General features: G+C 69.3%; 19 protein-coding genes and 1 pseudogene. 16 read left to right on the forward strand and 4 right to left on the reverse strand.

The features are described 5' to 3' along the window. From EBH09_RS36825 to EBH09_RS36835, 3 genes are all read left to right on the forward strand, one after another. Positions 1 to 658: tyrosine-type recombinase/integrase (locus EBH09_RS36825; RefSeq protein WP_238697603.1), on the forward strand; the 658-nt coding region annotated here is incomplete at its 5' end. Between the two features lie 4 nt (positions 659 to 662). Next, positions 663 to 1,025 (forward strand): helix-turn-helix transcriptional regulator, encoded by a 363-nt coding sequence (locus EBH09_RS36830; protein WP_121751228.1) that lies wholly within the window; start codon positions 663 to 665, stop codon positions 1,023 to 1,025. Between the two features lie 95 nt (positions 1,026 to 1,120). Continuing rightward, entirely contained in the window at positions 1,121 to 2,884 is a 1,764-nt protein-coding gene (locus EBH09_RS36835; protein ID WP_153182775.1) for a site-specific integrase, read from the forward strand. Between the two features lie 47 nt (positions 2,885 to 2,931). Here the strand turns inward: EBH09_RS36835 and EBH09_RS36840 are convergent, their stop codons facing one another. Both EBH09_RS36840 and EBH09_RS36845 read right to left on the reverse strand, forming a co-directional pair. Continuing rightward, positions 2,932 to 3,414: a hypothetical protein gene (locus EBH09_RS36840; RefSeq protein ID WP_121751216.1), complete on the reverse strand. Its 483-nt coding sequence runs from the start codon at positions 3,412 to 3,414 to the stop codon at positions 2,932 to 2,934. Beyond that, a complete protein-coding gene (locus EBH09_RS36845; RefSeq protein WP_121751217.1) occupies positions 3,411 to 3,746 on the reverse strand; it encodes a hypothetical protein in 336 nt (111 codons plus the stop codon). Before EBH09_RS36845 ends, EBH09_RS36840 begins: the two co-directional genes overlap by 4 nt. Before the next feature lie 736 nt (positions 3,747 to 4,482). Between EBH09_RS36845 and EBH09_RS36850 the strand changes: the two genes are divergently transcribed. Genes EBH09_RS36850 through EBH09_RS36860 form a run of 3 tightly spaced genes read left to right on the forward strand, consistent with a single transcriptional unit; the run spans position 4,483 to position 5,985 of the window. Next, complete coding sequence (locus tag EBH09_RS36850) at positions 4,483 to 4,710, forward strand: hypothetical protein (RefSeq protein ID WP_153182776.1); 228 nt, start codon at positions 4,483 to 4,485, stop codon at positions 4,708 to 4,710. Next, complete coding sequence (locus tag EBH09_RS36855) at positions 4,707 to 5,354, forward strand: sigma-70 family RNA polymerase sigma factor (RefSeq protein WP_121751219.1); 648 nt, start codon at positions 4,707 to 4,709, stop codon at positions 5,352 to 5,354. The genes EBH09_RS36850 and EBH09_RS36855 overlap by 4 nt, the downstream gene beginning before the upstream one ends. A 4-nt stretch (positions 5,355 to 5,358) precedes the next feature. After that, positions 5,359 to 5,985, forward strand: a complete 627-nt coding sequence (locus EBH09_RS36860; RefSeq protein WP_121751220.1) for a hypothetical protein — start codon at positions 5,359 to 5,361, stop codon at positions 5,983 to 5,985. Positions 5,986 to 6,208: 223 nt separating this feature from the next. Here EBH09_RS36860 and EBH09_RS38165 read toward each other — a convergent pair whose 3' ends face one another. Further along, entirely contained in the window at positions 6,209 to 6,370 is a 162-nt protein-coding gene (locus EBH09_RS38165) for a hypothetical protein (RefSeq protein WP_193776776.1), read from the reverse strand. A 904-nt stretch (positions 6,371 to 7,274) separates the two neighbouring features. Between EBH09_RS38165 and EBH09_RS38170 the strand changes: the two genes are divergently transcribed. The 10 genes and pseudogenes from EBH09_RS38170 (at position 7,275) to EBH09_RS37595 (ending at position 13,856) form a co-directional block, all read left to right on the forward strand. Further along, the gene (locus EBH09_RS38170; RefSeq protein ID WP_193776777.1) at positions 7,275 to 7,574 is read left to right on the forward strand and encodes a hypothetical protein; all 300 of its coding nucleotides are present in this window, start codon (positions 7,275 to 7,277) and stop codon (positions 7,572 to 7,574) included. A 158-nt stretch (positions 7,575 to 7,732) separates the two neighbouring features. Further along, on the forward strand, positions 7,733 to 8,359 hold the full coding sequence (locus tag EBH09_RS36870; RefSeq protein ID WP_153182777.1) for a Crp/Fnr family transcriptional regulator: 627 nt from the start codon (positions 7,733 to 7,735) through the stop codon (positions 8,357 to 8,359). Between the two features lie 297 nt (positions 8,360 to 8,656). Further along, a pseudogene (locus EBH09_RS39710) lies at positions 8,657 to 8,903 on the forward strand (hypothetical protein). A gap of 503 nt (positions 8,904 to 9,406) precedes the next feature. Further along, positions 9,407 to 10,108, forward strand: coding sequence for a restriction endonuclease (locus EBH09_RS36885; protein WP_121751224.1), 702 nt, complete (start codon positions 9,407 to 9,409; stop codon positions 10,106 to 10,108). Between the two features lie 406 nt (positions 10,109 to 10,514). Beyond that, a complete protein-coding gene (locus tag EBH09_RS37590; protein ID WP_153182778.1) occupies positions 10,515 to 10,712 on the forward strand; it encodes a hypothetical protein in 198 nt (65 codons plus the stop codon). Between the two features lie 437 nt (positions 10,713 to 11,149). Then, positions 11,150 to 11,428 (forward strand): hypothetical protein, encoded by a 279-nt coding sequence (locus tag EBH09_RS36890; protein ID WP_121751225.1) that lies wholly within the window; start codon positions 11,150 to 11,152, stop codon positions 11,426 to 11,428. An 11-nt stretch (positions 11,429 to 11,439) separates the two neighbouring features. Beyond that, positions 11,440 to 12,087, forward strand: coding sequence for a helix-turn-helix transcriptional regulator (locus tag EBH09_RS36895; protein ID WP_121751226.1), 648 nt, complete (start codon positions 11,440 to 11,442; stop codon positions 12,085 to 12,087). Positions 12,088 to 12,394: 307 nt separating this feature from the next. After that, entirely contained in the window at positions 12,395 to 12,685 is a 291-nt protein-coding gene (locus EBH09_RS36900; protein ID WP_055422286.1) for a hypothetical protein, read from the forward strand. Beyond that, on the forward strand, positions 12,682 to 13,206 hold the full coding sequence (locus EBH09_RS36905; protein WP_055422287.1) for a sigma-70 family RNA polymerase sigma factor: 525 nt from the start codon (positions 12,682 to 12,684) through the stop codon (positions 13,204 to 13,206). The genes EBH09_RS36900 and EBH09_RS36905 overlap by 4 nt, the downstream gene beginning before the upstream one ends. Continuing rightward, entirely contained in the window at positions 13,203 to 13,856 is a 654-nt protein-coding gene (locus EBH09_RS37595; RefSeq protein WP_153182779.1) for a hypothetical protein, read from the forward strand. The genes EBH09_RS36905 and EBH09_RS37595 overlap by 4 nt, the downstream gene beginning before the upstream one ends. A gap of 246 nt (positions 13,857 to 14,102) precedes the next feature. Here the strand turns inward: EBH09_RS37595 and EBH09_RS36910 are convergent, their stop codons facing one another. Continuing rightward, complete coding sequence (locus EBH09_RS36910) at positions 14,103 to 16,601, reverse strand: DEAD/DEAH box helicase (protein WP_121751227.1); 2,499 nt, start codon at positions 16,599 to 16,601, stop codon at positions 14,103 to 14,105. Positions 16,602 to 17,166 lie beyond the last annotated feature (565 nt).

The following is a 17,166-nucleotide window of genomic DNA, read 5'->3' on the forward strand; positions in this document are numbered from 1 at the left end:
GCCGGGGGTTGGGGGGAGGGCGTTTTTGGTGGGGGCGCGGGATTATGTGGCGGCGTCGTTGTGGCGGCGGGTGGGGTTGCGGATCAATGAGACGGTGCAGTTGCGGGTGGGGGACTGGTATCCGCGGGCGGGGGCGTGTGGGTTGCTGCATGTGCGGTGCGGCAAGGGTGCTCGGGGCAGTGGGCCCAGGCAGCGTGTGGTGCCGGCGATTGATGGGGTGGACCGGCTGCTGGCGTGGTGGGTGGGGCAGGTACGGGGGCAGTTCGGTGATGATCTGGCGGGTGGTGGGGCGGTGTTGTTTCCCAGCCGTTGCCGCACCGTGGAGGGCGGGGGTCTGCGGCCGGCGTGTGCGGTGACGCTGCGCCAGGGTTTGGCGCGGGCGGTGGGGTGCTGGCTGCCGGGGTGGGCGGGCCGGCTGACGCCGCATCCGCTGCGGCATTTCTGCGCTTCTCATCTGTATGGGCAGGGGATGGATCTGGAGGCGATCGGGGCGCTGCTGGGCCATACCTGGATTTCGACGACGGCCCGTTATGTGCATGTGCCGGCTGAGCGGGTGGAGTGGCACTGGCGGCAGGCCAACGCGCGGCTCACGGGTCGTCTGCTGGGTCCGGCACCGGCTGCCGGGACCGCGGGAGCCGGTGTGGGCGGGGGGTGTTGAGGGGGTGCGGTGGCAGTTGCGGCTGCGGGCGGCTGAACGCGGTGTGTTCACGGCGGTCGAGATGCGTCGGCTGCTGGCGGCGGCGGGTCTTCAGGTCAGCGCGGGCAAGATGTCTGCCTTGTGGTCGACGACGGTGGCTCCGGTGTCGGTGCGGCTGGATGATCTGGAGGTGATCTGCCGGGTCTTGGGCTGCGACGCGGCCGGCCTGCTGGCCCTGGATTGCGTACCCGCCCCGCCGGCCCGGCCTGCTCCGCGCCTGCTGCCGGTGCCGGCTGTCGATGGGATCGGCGAGGTGGGGGCGTGGAGCGGGGGCCCGGCCATGGTGCGGGGGGCCGGTGGCGTGCGGCCGTCCCTGCCGCCGGTGTGACGGCGGTGGGCGGCACGGTGCCGGGCGGCATGTACCCGGCGCCGCCGGTGCCGCGGGCGGGGGCGGTGGGGTCGGGTGACCGGGAGCGTGAGCGGGTGTCCGTACAGCGTCGGGGCCGGCCTGTGGTGTGCGGTGGCTGTGGGGTGCGGCCGGCGGCGTTCACGGTGCCGCGGGTCGATGTCTGCTTCGAGTGTCTGCCCGGCGGCCCGCACACGCCGCCGCCGTGCCTGGTGTGCGGCCGGTCCGGGTTCTTCTTCCACCAGGGCCTGTGCACCGCCTGCCATCCGCTGTCACCGGAGCGCCGCGGCTCGTGCCCGGACTGCTTCGCGTGGGGCACCAGCCGCGCCGCGCAGTGGCGCTGCTGGGGGTGCGTGGGCTGGCACTACAAGTTCTCCAAGGTGGGGCCGGGCGGACCGTGTACGTGGTGCCGGCGCACGGTGGCGGTCAACCACGACCGGGTGTGCCGGATGTGCTGGCAGCAGCGGGCCCGGCTGCGCCGCACGTCGGGCGACGGGCACCTGCCCTACGACGCTGCCCTGGGGTGCGGCTGGGTGCAGCTGTCCTTCGCCAGCACCCGCGCGCAGGAACGCCGGCCCGAGCGCACCCCGCCCACCGCGCCGCAGGGTGCACCGCCGCCGTTGGTGCCGCACGCCCACCGGCAGCTGACGCTGTTCGAGCCGCCGCCGCGCACGCTCGCCGCCTGCGACGGCGTGGCACGCGATCCGGTGCTGGCCGGCTGGCTGGAGCACAGCCTGAACGCCTGGGCCGCGGCGCGCGGCTGGTCCTGCTCCACCCTGACCCGCTACCGCCGGGGTCTGCGCATCGTGCTGGCCGTGCAGGACACCCCCGGGGGCCCGGTGCCGGCGAGTGTGGTCCAGGAACTGACTGGCAGTGGCATGGCCGCTCGTCTGCTGCATGAGTTCCTCGCCGCGCACGGCTTCCTCGAGGAGGACCGCCCGCAGACCATTGAGGCCTGGTTCGCCCGCACCACCGCCCACCTGCCCGAGCCGATGACCGGCCAGCTCGCCCACTGGTTCACCGCCCGCCTCAACGGCCAGAGCACCTCACCGCGCAGCCTGGCCCTGTCTCCCATCACCCTGCGCCTTCACGTGCACTTCGCCCTGCCCGTCCTCACCCGCCTCGCCGCCGCAGACCTGAACGACCTGACCGACGTTCCCCCCGCCCGCCTGCGTGAGGAACTCGCCGCCTGCCGCCTGACGGGCAACGACTACGCCAACACCGCCTCCGCCCTGCGCGCCGTCTTCGGGTTCCTGCACACCCATCGCTACGCCGTCCGCAACCCGGCCGTGCACCTGCGCGTCGGACGGTCCCACCGCGACGTCCCCGTGCCCGCCGAACTGGCCCCGCTGCGCGAAGCACTCACCTCACCCGACCCCGTCCGGGCCGCCGTCACCGCACTGCTGGTCTTCCACGCCCCGCGCGTCGCAGAGATCCGCACCCTGACCCTCACCGACCTGCGCGACCTCGACCAGGGCCGCCTGTACCTGCCCAGCCGCACCATCCTGCTCGCCGACCCCGTCAAAGAACGCCTCGCCGCCTACCTCACCCACCGCCACACCACCTGGCCGCGCACCGCCAACCCCCACCTGCTCCTCACCCACCGCAGCGCGGTGACGACCACACCCGTCAGCGCACCCTGGCTCTACCAGCAGTACCCCTCCTCCAGCCACCTGCTGCGCAACGACCGCATGGTCAACGAGGCCCAGGCCGCAGCGGACGCCCGCATGATCAGCGAACTGTTCGGCATCACCGTCGTGGCCGCCACCCGCTACACCCGCCCCTACGCCGACGCGGCCAGGGCTCAGCCCGAACACCCCCGCCCGGGCCCGGCTCCCTGACCGCCCGGGCGGGCCGGTACCACCCCGCCCGCCCAGGTCGCGGCGGCTCATCGCTTGCGCCGCGCCCGGTAGGCCTTCTGGCGGCAGGCGTTGGAGCAGTACCGGCGGGGCCGCCCCGGCCGCGGCTGCAAGATGCTGACCACCCGCACGGGTATGGGGCGGGCGCACGCCGCGCACAGGGCCTCGAACATCGCCGCCAGGCGCCACTGACGGATGAGAGTCCGCAGCTCGTCATCGACCAGCGCGCTGGCGTCGAACGCGCCGACCTCGTAGGCGAGGCGCTGCAGCTCAATTGCGCTGGAAGGATGACGGAGCATGGAGGCGGCCTTGATGAAGGAGGCCCGGACACGGTGCGGCGGCATCTGGAGCTGCTTGCCGATCAGCTCGGGTGAGGCGTTGTAGAGCACGACCGCCAGGAAGATGGTCGCGCGCTGCTTGTCGAGGTTGCGCAGTGCCCCGGCCAGGGTGCTGGTGTGTTCGACGAGGGCCGGGTGGATGTATCTGCTGCCCGAGACGCGTTCGCGCTTCACTCTGCTCTCCGTACGACGGCGGGTGCGGTGGGCTCGGGGCGTACGAGGACGACGGTCGACCCGGCCGCCGGGGGCTCGGTGTCTTCCGCGGTCGGCTGGGGGAGTGCCGGCGGGGGTGTGGGCCGTCCCCACGGCAGGAGTCCGCACAGGGCAGAGATGACGTGCGCCAGTCCCAGCAGCGCGACCGGCAGGTCGGCCCGGTCGACCCGGCGCAGGGCGAAGAAGGCGACACCGGCCACCAGCAGCAGGATGGGCACCAGCACGACGGCGGCGAGCAGCGCCAGTGAGCCCGGCACACCGAGCACGGTGCTGGGGGAGAGTGCGGACAGCAAGGTGAGGCCTCCAGGAACAGGAAAGGCCCCCGGCTGTGGCACCGGGGGCCTGGCGGAAACGAAAAAAGGCCCCCGCAATCAACAAGGGAGCCTCAGACAGCAAAAGGACGCACTGGTGGCGTCCGGAAAAGAGAGTCTCATGAGTCCGACCGGTAGTCAAGAGCCCTTCATGCCAGGTCAGTTGGAGCGGGATGAGTGTGGCAGGTTTCGTAACGCACGCCTGTCCGGCCGTGCTGTCGGAGGCATGCTTGAGGCCGGTGCCGAGCGGCGGGGTGTGTTCGGCGGACCCGGCGGCGGGCCGGCTCCGGTCGGAGGCGGCCGGCGTCGTGCTGCGGCGGTCCGGAGGGGGCGTGTGTCCTGCGGTGCGCAGCTCGCTGGTGACACGGCCCGCCCGCCTTCATACGGGTGTGGCGCGCCAATTGCTCAGTTCGAGAAACCTTTTGGACCTGTGATGCCCATCACGTGTTCGGTAAAGCGACAGGATGTCCGGTTGGGTGGGAACGACACCTTCCGGGGGGTGTGGGGCATGCGTTCCCCCAGGTCACGCCTGGTGTCTAAGCGGTAACTTAACGCTGTGGTCTACTCCTGTGCGTGTCGGCTTGATCACCTTGCGTCGTATTTTGGTCGGGAAGAGCGTGCGCGTTTGACCCCCGCGATCCGAAATCCTGCAGTCGAGGACCCAGAGCGGTGTCCTCCGCAGCGTTCATCTCCCTACCCCTCAAATGGAGTTGACGCCGTGTTGGCAGGAGAGGACCAGGTCCCGATGTCCGTGAACGATCTGCTCGTGCTGCTGGCGGCCACCACCGCCGCGCGCGTCTTCCTCCCCGACGTCGTCGCGGGACTGCGCCGGGTGCTGCGCGCCGGCGCCCGGGTCGGCGTCGCCGAGCTTCTCAGCACACAGCCGGCACGTACTGCGGGCACCGAGGCCCTGGCCCCGGTGCCCGCCCGGGACGAGGAGGCATGACGATGGCCGTGCCCGAGGACAGCAACACCCCCTACACGCTCCCCACCCCGTCCAAGGAACTGAACGCCTTGCAGGGCATCCACTACGAGATGCCGTCCGACCTGGACGCCTTCTACCGCATGTACGCCCGCCCCCAGCTGCGCTACGCCGCCACCGTGCTGGGCGACATGAAGGCCGCCCGGGAGGTCGTGCGCCGCCTCTATGGCCACCTCGCCCTCAACTGGTCCGTCGTCCTCCTCCAGGACGGCGGACCGGAGGCCTACGCATGGCGGGTGCTGAAGATGCGCGTCGAGATGCACCTGCGCATGAACGTCGGACCCTCCGCCGACGGACGCAGTACCACCCCCACCGGAACCGCGCGAACCACCGCCGTCCACGACGCCGTCCGCGCCACGCTGGAACACATGCGCACGCAGCTGGCGGCCATCGACTCCCCCCTCGGCCTCTACACGGCCATCACCGCCCTGCCGGAACGCCAGTTCGACGTCATCATCCTGCAGTACGTCCTGGGCTACCCCTGCAAACAGGCCGCCGACATCATGGGCATCACCGCAGCCACCGCCCGCACCCACCGCCGCCTGGCCCGCAAGCGCATCGCCACCAAACTCGGCATAGACCTCGGTGACGACGAGGAGAAGGAGTAACACCGTGCCGCGCAGCATCGACGACTACCTCGACCAGGCCGCCCTCGCAGACACCGTCACCGACGCCGACCTCGACGCCCTGCACCGCGAAATCGTCCGCGACGTCACCGCCACCCTCATGTTCGGCGCCCGCCCCGCCCCCGAAGGCCACTACCCCACTGCCCTCGACGGCGCCGAACAAGCCCTGATGGCCCTGTCCGCCGAACTCATCCACAGCACCAAAGCCGCCGAACACCTCGCCCGCATCGCCGACGCCCCCTCCGACGCCGACGGCGCCCTCCACTTCGGCTGCCTCCTCAACCTCGCCCAGGAACCCGACAGCGCCCTGTGGTGGTGGCAGTTCGCCGCCGGCGCCGGCAACGCCACCGCCGCCTACTGCCTCCACCTCCACCACCTGCTGCGCGGCGAACTGCGCGACGCCGACCACTGGGCCCACCAGACCCTCGACCTCGACACCGACATCCACCTCACCCCCACCACCCCGACCGCCATCCGATGCCCCGCCCACCCTGCCCCGGCCCTGCGCGAAGCCGTCGGACGCCTCAAGGTCGAAGAACTGGCCGGCGCTCCCTTCCACCACCCCGACCGCCGCCTCGCCGACCAGATCGAAGAACTCGCCGACGCCTGCTGAACACACCCCCAGTCACCGGGACCCGCAGCCGGCTGCTCTCACCCGGCCCGGACCCGCGTCGGAACGCCGACCTCGGGCAGGGGAGAGCAGGCCGGGCCCCGCGACCGGCAGCCCTCAGCCGGTCTCACTCGAGCTCGTCGCGCAGCGGCGGCCCGCGCCTGTCTTGGCCAACGTCACGGGGTGCTGGCCTTTGTAAAGTTCCATGGCGGGCCAGGGCCGGGCGTCAGCCGATGAGTGAGCGCAGCACAGGGATGCTGACGCCGGCTGCGGTCAGACCGGCCAGAACGGCAGCGGCCACGGTGCCGCCGCTGAGGAAGGTGAGCCCTCCGACGATTAGGCCGATGATGACCGCGGTCAGAAGGACGACGGCCGTGTGGACCGTCATGAACGGGCCCGACCGGGGCTCTCCTCATCCACGTGACACACCGTGAGTGATTGACGCCACACACGTGAAATCTCAGCGCCCCGGACGATGATCGTGACTGCTTCATACGACGTAGACGCCCACCTTGTCCCTCATCAGGTCCGACGCGGGGAACGAGCCATGACAGTTCTCGGTGAGGAGGAGGGTCACCACGACGCGGACGGCTGTGTGACCCACTTGGGGCCGTCTATGCGGGCTTTGGGAGCACGAGCACAGAGCCGGGGAGGTGCACTCAGGGCTCCTGAGAATTCGAACTGCGCTCCTCCGGATGAGATGAGTACGCCTTAAAAACGGGCGGAGAACCCCTACTGGGAGGGGTTCTTGCGGAGCCATAGCCGAAAACCCCTCCGCAGAGCCATTTTCACAACGGTGCATAGTGTTTCCTAGACAGCGCTGAACACACGGCTTTTGGGAGCCCTCGCTCAGCACCGGCCGGTGGCCAGTCGGGGGTGGCTCCCCCGGCAAGGCCCCGGCCCAACTCTTCAATAGCAGCTGTTCCGTCGAATCAGAAGGCCCCGCCGGGCGATCCGGCGGGGCTTCTTGCTCTCCGAGGCCGCTTCCGGCCCGTCACTGTGCCGGCTTTCAGGCCCCCCACGGGCAACCGGTATTACCCATTCCGCAAAACGCGTCAGGGGCGTTGTGTCCCTTTGTTCCTGACGGCACTTCACTTTCCCGTAGCCGAGAAATCCCTACGCTGAGCAGGAATTGTCGCCGGGTGACACCGATGGCGTAACATTCACCGGCAACCGGTGACGGACTGTTAGCCGCAGTCCAAATGCCACTGGTCAGAGCGAGGTTCCCAAAAAACCCGCGGTCGAGCTTCGGACATTCGATCGAAGCTCGACCGCCTCTCGATAGGAGAGGTGTGCTCACCGACGCCTACATGGCGGTCATCCTGATCTTCGGGATCGTGCTGGCCGCAGCCTGCTACGCCGTACGGTCCCTGAAGACCAGACCCGCCCGGATCGCTTCCGTCATCGCCGCACTCGCCCTCCTCATCGGCGCGCTGGTGCCCGTCGTACGCATCCTGGCCGACTCAGCGGCCCCGGCCTCCAACACCGTCGCACCGGCCCCGCCAGCGACGCCCGCCGCTCCCGCGCCGCCGCATGAACCTCCACCGGTCGCCCCGGACCCGGCATCCACGACCCCGGCGGCGGGGAGATGACCATGACCTCCCCTACCATCACCCGGCGGCCGCGCGAGTCAGACTTGATCGCTGACTTCTTCTCCCTGTACGGACTGCCGCACGACTCCGTGGAGGCCCTCACCGAGGTCTCACGCCTGCGCAGACGAGGACGAGGACGCCCCCTCGTACTCCCCGTGATGAAGTTCGCCTACTTCCTGGTCGACGGATGCATCTCGGAGACCGTGCAGGCCGGCAAGGCGCGCCTGTGGCGGGAACTGATGCTCTTCGAGAACATCAGCAACTCCGGTGGCCTTCCCGGCTCGTACAGCGAGGAAGGAATCAACCCGACCACCACCAACCTGATCCACGGGTCGGTCCTTTCCCGCTGCGTCTTCATCGAGGTTCCCGCCACCAAGCTGAGCACGCTGGCCTCGACTGATCCGGCGATCGCCCTGATGCTCGCGCGCATGGCAGCCAAGCGAGGCGCGCTGACAGAACGGCTGTACACGGCGACGCGCGCATCCCCCGTCGCCCGCGTCGCAACAGTGCTGAACTACCTGGCGGCACCCACACGCCGCAACGTCATAAGGCGCAGAGCGGACGGCGCACTGGTGATGTCGACCACCGAGGAACTGGTCGCCTCGGGGCCAAGCCAAGCAGATCTGTCCGACACGCTCTGTCTCGGACGAGCAACCGTCGAGAAGGCCATCGCGGAACTCCGGCAGACAGGAGCCCTCAGATCCTTCAGCCCAGGAGAACGAACCAACCGCTGCTACCCCATCCAGGACCGAGACCTGCTACGGCAGATTGCCCTGGGGGGGTAAAGGCCGCGGCACCCGCGACATCGTGACCGGCGCCGGTGCCCATGAAACCCCGAATGCCCCGGCTCCAGCCGGGGCATTCGCGTTCTCCTCAGCCATCGCCAACGCCCGACTCGCCCCGTCCACCGCCCCAGAACGGCCCGACCTCGCCACCGCCCGCAACGCCACAGTCTGTGAGGCGAACCCGCTGACGCCGCACTACCCCGGAAACGCTTCCCGCCCGGCAAGCACACCACCGGTCGACTCACTCCCTCGACGCACCTGTGCCCGTACGGTGTGCCGCTCGGAAGGGACACGACGATGACTGACGCGAACCTTCGCATCCCGCGTGAAGCCAGGGCCGACTGACTGCCGTAGCCGCCGCTGAAGGACTGTCGCTGCGCGCCTACCTGGCGAAGCTCGCGCAGACTCTGCTGACGCGGGCCGAGCGGGCCGAGCAGGCGCGCACCGTGCTGCAGGGTGGAACGGCTACGCTTCCACGGCCGCCCAGGAGTGGCACCTCGACCGTGGGCTGGACCGCCGCCTGGCACGGGCGACCGGCAGCTGAGCGACATCCGGCACGCGACCCGGATGATCAGCCCGTGGGCCGCCTCACCCCGCCTGGGAAACCGTCCTCGCCCTCCGCGGGGTGGCCAGGGGAGGGCAGGGCCCTACGTCATGTCTGACCTGGCCTGTTCTCCCCTTCCTTGATCACCCGGGGTGCTGATGTGCTGACGTGTTGTCAGTGCCTGCTGTCAGCATGACCTGGTGTGCGGGGAGTTGCTACGAGGGGGAGGCTTGCATGCCTTTAGTGCGGTCGTACGTGCGTTCTGACGGGACACGAGTTCGCACCCATGCGCGGTGGGCTCCGGGCGCCAAACGGGAAACGATGATCTTCGGGGTAGTGGCCTTGGCCGTGGTCGGGCTGGGCAACAGCAACGTCTCCGCCGGGGAAGGCGGGGCCCCACAGCCGAAGCCGACGGTGCAGTACCCGATCCGGTTCGACCACGCACCCGCCGCGCGGGCGCCACAGCCTCGCCCCACCGTCTCGTACCCGATCCGGTGGCAGCGGTGACCCGCCGGCGGCCGCCCACGCGGCGGCGCAATCGGCGGCCCAGCCGACGGCAGCAGCAACGCGACGCCCAGCTGCTCGCCCTCGCCGTGACAGCCGCGGCCGGCATCACGTTGGTGGTGATGGTCGTCAACTGGCTGCTGACCCACTGGTGGGTCCTCGTCGCGGCCCTGGTGCTCGCCGTCCTCGCGGGCGCCGGCTGGCTCTACAACCGGCAGCAGCAGGCCCGGTGGGAGGCGGTGCGGGCGCAGGGCCTGCGCTACGGACTGCCCCAGCTGGACGCTCTGCACCACGCCCGGTTCGAGGACGCCATACGGGACCTGATGCAGCGCGACGGCTGCCACGACGCCCAGCGGGTCGGCGGCCGCGGCGACCTCGGCGCCGACGTGAAAGCCACTGACCCCTACGGGCGGCGCTGGGTGATCCAGTGCAAGCACCGCCGTAACGGCGCCCACGGCTCACCGGTCGGCACACCCGACCTCCAGGTCCTCAACGGCACCGCCCGCCAGGTCCACGGCGCCGACGTCGCCGTGATCGTCACCAACGGACGGGTGACCGGCCCGGCGGTCACCTTCGCCAAGCAACAGCGGCTGCACGTCGTCGACCGCCAGACCCTGGCCGCCTGGGCATCCGGCTCCCGCCCCCTGTGGGAGCTCCTGCGCGCAGTGCCGCCCCCGCGCCGTCCGACGTCGCTGAGCTGAATCACCGGACGCCGGGGCCAGGCCTGCGGCTGTCTGGTTCGGGAGGTCGTCCCTCGCGTGGCGGGTGCCGGCCGGGCAGGGGGCCGGCCGCGCGGCGGATGCTGGGGACGGGCGCGTGCAGGAAGGGCGGTGGGGGGCAAGGCTGGACAGGGTCAAGATCTGGGACGACGTGCCTGAGATGGACGGCCCCCACTGGCCGATGCGGAGGGGGGTAGAGGGCTGCGTGGCGACCAGTGGCCGGCCAGCTGTTGTGGTGCTCTCCACGCGTGCCCCTCCTTCGTATGCCCTGGTGAGCGGCAGAGCCGACGCCCTCGGAGAAGGGAGCCGGCTCTGGTGCAGGTCCTGCGCCAACACGAGCCTGCGGTGTTCTGCCGGCGACAGCTGGTGGGAGCCGTAGCGATCTGCCGTGCAGTGCCTCAGCCAATTGCGGGCCAAGTTGCACTTCAACCGTCGCAATTTGCAGGCGATTTATCCAGCGCCGACGACGTTGTGCCTGGTCAAGGCCATGGATGCCAATGAGCCAACCCACCACGAAGTGATCACCGGTGCGGAATATGTGCAGGTCAACGGCCCTCTGCGCCCGGGAAACGGTGCCGCACTGTAGTGAGGACGCCGGTGGGCGGCCTCATCGTTGCAGGTCGGGCGCGTGTCCGTGGGCGGTGCTGGGGCCAAAGGAGGCGGGCGCAGACCGCGCGTGCCGCCGTCCGTGCCCGTATGCAGGCGTCCACCCCACCCGTTCGTGCGTCAGACCTGTGAGCAGGAAGGATGCGGCAGACCGGGCACAGACACCGTGACGTCGAGGGCACCGGAAGCGGCCCGGGGAGACGAGCGTGCAGGGTTCCTCACTGTTGAGGGATGCAGTTGGGCCTACCTCTGGCCCCCGCCTGTGCGGGACCCCGCAGACCGTCCTTGGCCTGGCAAAGTCGACAGCACGGACCTTGTCGGGCGTCGCCAACCGCCCTGCGGTCCAGACAAGTTGGAGCCGTAGCAACCGCCCGGCGGCCAGGCCGCCGGGCGCCTCGCACAAGGAGCCGTGCCCTCATGGCCAAGGACCCCGCCACCACCGCAACGCCCCGGCGCTCTGCCGACACCCATACCGCACCCTTCGGCATGTCACACGCAGCCGTCATCATCGCCTTCGTCGTCACCGCCGCCGTGCTGGCCCTCAACGGCCAGCAGGTCCGGGACATCCTCCTCCTGCTGTGCGGTGCCGGCGCCATCGGCACCGCGGCCGTCGCCGGTGTCGTGCTGCCCACCCGGCCCGGACGGCGCCTGGCCCGCCTCATCCAGGCCTACCGCGCCTCCTCCGGCGAACGCTGAGGAACACGGCCATGGCCCGCCCTCAAAAGCCGCTGGACTTCAGCCTCTACGCACAGGCACAGCTCGCCAAGTACCTGCGCGATATCCACGCCCGAACAGGCCTCAGCTTCGCCGAGCTCGCCCAGCGGACAGTGTCCTCGCCCGCCACCCTGAAACGAGCCGCATCAGGCAAGGGAGTGCCACGACGCACGGTTGTGGAGGACTACGTCCAGGCCTGCACCACCCCAGGGCATGACCGCGACCTGTGCACTGACGTCGCCGTCCGCCTGTGGAAACGCGCCCGCCACGACGAGGAGCGCCCCGGCCGCGCCTACGACGAGCCGCGCCCCGACTACGTACGTGACTTCAGAGACCTCAGCGGAGCCCTGCGCGACCTTCACGCCTATGCCGGCTTCCCCTCGGCCGCAGAGATGGAGCGACGGGCCGGCGGCTTCAACGCCCTGCCCCACAGCACCGCGCACCGCATCATCAAGGCCCGCGCCGTACCGCGAACCGAGCACCAACTCCTCGGTTTCCTTCTCGCGTGTGAAGCACCCGAAGAGCGCCGTCACCTCTGGGTGGAGGCGCTGTACAAGTGCCTGGCCGGCCCAGACGAGAGCCCGCCCGCCCCCAGGCACAGGGAAATCCAGCCCGCCGCGGCTCTCGCCACCTCGGCCTGAACCCGCACCCACCCCATCAGTACGGATCCGAGCCCACCCCGCACTCAGAGCCCGCTCCCGACCCCCGCGCCCCCACCTTTCTGCCGGCCCTGGGGGCGCGGGGCCGCGTGGCTATCACGAGTTTTCCGCCCGCCACTGTGCACCACACCCGTGTGACCTGCATGAACACTGTGACAGGCGTGAGTGGAGCGGCAGTTGTAAAAAAATCTTGCTCCCAGGCATCCGGATCCGGCCCCTCTGCGGCGTGTAAGGGATGAAGGCTCTCGGCCTTCGTCAACGAGACCGTCACTACGAGGAGGCCTGGTCGATGACTTGGTCGTACTGGGTAGGAGCGGGCGGGGTATCCCTGCCCGTGCTCATCCTGCTCTTCTACGCACTGCGCCGCGCCCGCGGCGTCATGGAAATGCTCCTGAAGGCACACATCGCCACCCGGGCGGAGCGCGAACAGCGCGCCACCATGGTCGCGATGGCCCAGTCCCTGCCCGACGGCGGCGCCGCCGCCCGCTTCGAGCAGGGACAGCCGGCCTGGCTGTTCCGCAAGGACGCAGCCGACCCGGCCGACCGGCACCGGGCCATCACCATGCGGGAGGCTGCGTGAGCGAGGCCGTCTGGGGAGTGGACTTCGAGTCCTTCGTCCTCGAGACCCTCGAGGCGTACTCCCGACTGGCCCGGGCCCAGGCCGGCGACCTGCACAGCGCCGAGGACGCCGTGCAGGACGTCTACCTGAACATGTACCGGCGGTGGGAGGAACTGTCCACGCGGCAGGGCTCTCTCACCGCCTACGGCCGCATGGCGGTGAAGAACGCCGTCATCAGCCAATTCCGCAAGAACCGGCGCATGGTCCCGGCCCCGGTACAGGAACTGCCCGAACAGGAATCCGGCATCGGCATCCCCGACGCCGCTTACGAAATCTTCAAAGAGGGTATCGATGAACTGATTGCCGAACTTCCCGAACGTCAGCGCCAGGTCATCACCCTGTGCATTCTGCAGGATTTGAGCCCCGCAGTGGTTGCGAAGCGCCTCCGCATCAAGGAGGAGTCGGTGAAGCGCTATGTCAAAGCCGCCGCCAACAACCTGAAGAAGTCAATCCACGAGTCCAGCGAGGAGGTATCCGCATGAACCAGCCATCGTGGCGCCAGCCGTCCGAGGAGCACGGGCCCATCCGGCTCCTCGCCCTGTGGCTGCTGCTCGAAGCATCTGAGCAGGCCGTTTCCAAGGGTCCTCGGATCGGCGAGGACCCTGTCCAGGCGGAGGGGGGCCAGCCTGCCGGCTGGCCCCCGGCCCCCGCCCCCTGCCCGAATCCAGACGCAGACGGACACCACAGAACTCAAGCAATCCGAGAACTGTGCACCCTGATGAAAAAGGAAATCCACGACTCTGCAACGCCACGGCAAACGCGTCGCATCGCAGAAATTCTGGAACTTCTCGACAGGGAAACCATGGCGTTGGAATGGTGGGTCAGAGCGGCACGCAGGGGAGACAAAGACGCACAAGATTACCTTGAAATCCTGCATGCCGAGAGTGAAGACCTACCGGCATGCCGCGAATGGACAGAAAGGGAGTACGAGTACTTTACTGCCAGGTCGTTCACGTCACTCGTAAGCGACCTCGCATGCCCATCCATCGATCCACGCGCCACCACTGACCAGGTCGAGCCCGAGCCGGGGGAAACCGGACTCGACCTGGCCGAGGGAACCCAAGCCCTGGTACGCGAGATCGAAAGCTTCCTTGCCCACCTGGACCACACCACCGACGGACCGCGATGCTGACCACCAGCGCTTCGCGCCCTCAGACAGGAGAGTCTCTGTAGACCACCTCGCGTAAGGCCTTCACCATCAAAGGCCAGACGACTCGTTGACGCGGCGGCCGCCCCGAACAGGGCGGCCGCCGCTGTTTCACTCACCAGACGACAGACGCGTGAGTCGTTTTACGTTCCGGCCATGCGGTCACCGCTCCAGCCGCTGAGAACTCACCTCTCCTGTGGTCCTGCCCGCTCGCCGCCCCAGCACGTGGTGTCACGCGGCCCCTTCCGCTGCCGCCCACTCCAGCCCGAGGGCGGCAAGCGCGGCGAGCTTGTCGGGGGTGAGGCTGGCACGCCTGCTCTTGGTGTTGGACAGGAACACCCCGAGGCGGACCTCGGTCCCGTCCTCCAGCCGCTCTACGTGCCCCCGGCTCACGGTGAGGGAGCCGGTGCGGGCCTTGTACTGCGCCAGCGCTGCCACGCCCCGCTCGAAGGCTGCTGAGCGGCCCCCAGACGGCTTCCCGCCCGCTGCCGCGTCTCCTGCTCCCCCCTGTGCCGGAACGGGCCGCACGGCAGGCTCCACGCCCAATCGGGCGAGCCGTTCCCGCTGTCCCTCGCTCAGCAGCGCCCAGTCCTGGCGCTGGGTGGCGAGCCACCGGCCGACGTCCATGCCGTGCACCACCGTCCCCGGCTCCACCGGCCCGAGCCGGCCGTCCTCGGCCGTCAGGGTCTTCAGCGCGGCGTAGTGACGCTGCCAGTCCACCGGCCAGTCCGGCCGCCAGTCCGGATCGATCCCCGCCAGCAACTCGGCGCGCCGCCGCGCCCGCACCGGGTCCTTGCCCAGCCCGCCCTTCTTCCGCGCGTTGGCCAGCCACTGCCCCACCGGCCGGTCCAGGATCGCCGCCGTCACCGGAGCCGCGAGCGTGCCATACGCCTCGAAATACGCACGGGCGGCTCCCAGGTTCTCCTCCCACGCCTCATCGGCCGGCTCCCACACGATCCCCAGCTCCTCCAGGTCCGCGGCCCGCTCGGACGGCATGGTCCCTGCACGCATGGCCCGCCGCTGGTCGGACAACCACCGCCCAAGGGGAAAACCGCCCCCTTGCCACGCCGCCGGCGCACCGGCCAGCCCGCCCTCGACATGCTGGTACGGCACGGCCAGGTGCCCCTCCCGCTGCCGGTAGGCGACCGCCGCCCGGTGCCCGGCCTTCCAGTTGGCATGCTCGGGCTCGATCAACTGGTACTTGACGAACCGCGCGACGAGCGAGGGATCCCGGCGAGTCCCGAACCGGAGCAGCAGCCGGCTCTCCTCGCCGCCCTCCTCCGGCTCCTCACCCAGCCACGACGGCACCAGACCCGTACGCGCCACGTTTTCCTGCGGCGTCGCGAGCATTTCCACGGCACGCTCATCATGCGCCCGCAGCCCAGACAAAACCTTCACCAAAGGCCGGTACGAGGCCGAATACGGCATGTCCTCCGGCGTCTCATCCTCACCCAGGAAAATCGGCACAATCAGCGTCGCCAATTTCCCCTGATCCGGCTTCTGCCGCAACGCACGACCAATGGCCTGGACGATATCCACCGCCGACCCCTTCGGATCGATCAGCGCCACACTGTCCACACTCGGCACGTCCACGCCTTCACCGAGAACCCGGCAATTGGACATGACCGCACGCCCCGCCCGCGCCCCGAACACCCCCAGCCGCTCACCGCGCACCTCCTGGTCCTGCTCACCCGAAAGCCACCCCGCCCACACCCGCTTCGGATGCCGCTCCGGGTCAGCCGCATGCAACCGCCGCGCCACCCGCTCCAGACCCTCAGCGAACGCCCGCGCCTCGATGGTGCGGTGATGGAAGGTGATGCACCGCGTCAGCCGGTGGTCGCTCATCGTCTCCAGCAGCGCAGCCTGAAGCACCGCCAGCCGCTCACCCCGCACATGCTCCTCGTACCGCTCCTCACCATGCAGCCTCTGAAGCGTCAGCTGCGGATCACGCAGCTCCACCACCACGACCTGATACCGCGCCAGCAACCCCCGCGAAATCGCCTCCGACAACGCCATAGACCACAGAACAGGCCCGTAGATGACCTCATCGTCCATCGAACACGCCATCTCCTCCGGCAGCGGATCACGCGGCGCCGGCGCCCCCTCGATCTCCCGCTCCCAGCGACGGCGGGGAGGACGCTCCATCCAGATCCGCGGAGTCGCCGTCAGATACAACCGCCGCATCGCCGGCACCTGCTCCTGATCGTGCACCGCCGCCCACGCCTTCCCCAGATGACCACTGGTCCGGTGCGCCTCATCGACTGCCACCAGGTCCCAAACGTCCATAGGAAGCCCGTACAGGCCCTCGTGAGCCTCGATCAGGACCGGCAGGGAGGCATAGGTGGCGAACACCGTCACCGGCCCCTTGCCCCAGTGCAAAGCCAGCTGCGGCGCGCTGGTCGTAGACGGCACCCCCAGCGAGTACAGCCGCGGGTCATCCTCGATGGAACACACCGCCACCATCGGCCCCGCATGCCCGAACGCCCGCCACTCCTCAACCGTCTGGGAAAGCAACGCCAGAGTCGGAACCAACACCAGAACACGGCCGTGAGGAGCAATGCGGTGCGCGGCAGCAGCAGCGATGAACGTCTTTCCCGTACCGCACGCGGCGTGCACCTGACCGCGCAGGCCGCTTTCCGGGATGCGCTGGCCGGGTCCGATCTGGAGGCCGGACACAATGGCTTCCACGGCCTCTTCCTGATGCGGACGGAGTTTGATTTCTTCGGCCATAACTGGGAATTCCTCCAGGTCCGGCAGGCGGTGCAGGCTCGTTCGGGATGCTACCCGGTGCATCACATGATGCACCATGCCCGCTACGGATGGCAGGATGAATCATCGATTCTACTGACTGTTGGCCGATTCTCGCTCTGCGATGGCGTGCCAGGTGCTACTCTTCTCGGAGTGGTGAGGTTCCGGGCGCTGGCACCCGACAGGTTCTGCGACTGTCTGGCGGGGAGGGTTTCCGGACCAGGACCGTGCCGCTCCTGGTGGTGACTGGCGGGGGGCGCCGGCCTCGGGTGGATGGTGGTGACCGGTTCGGGATCCTACCTGGTAGTCGAGTTGATGCACCGTCACCCCACCCGCTCCTATTGCTGCCCGGCGTAGCCGGTTGGGCGGGAGCGCAGCGGACGCCCCGGACTGGTGGAGCGCAGCGAAACCAGTCCCCGAGGATTGGAGCGCAGCGGAAATCCGAATTCACGCAAAGCGTGAATTCAAGAAAGGCGCGCAGCGCCTTTCCAAAACACGCGGAGCGGGTTTCGAATTCGCGCAGCGAATTCGTTCACTTCCCAGCGCG

It is taken from the genome of Streptomyces sp. E2N166, assembly GCF_003671715.1.
Classification (GTDB): Bacteria; Actinomycetota; Actinomycetes; order Streptomycetales; family Streptomycetaceae; genus Streptomyces; species Streptomyces thinghirensis.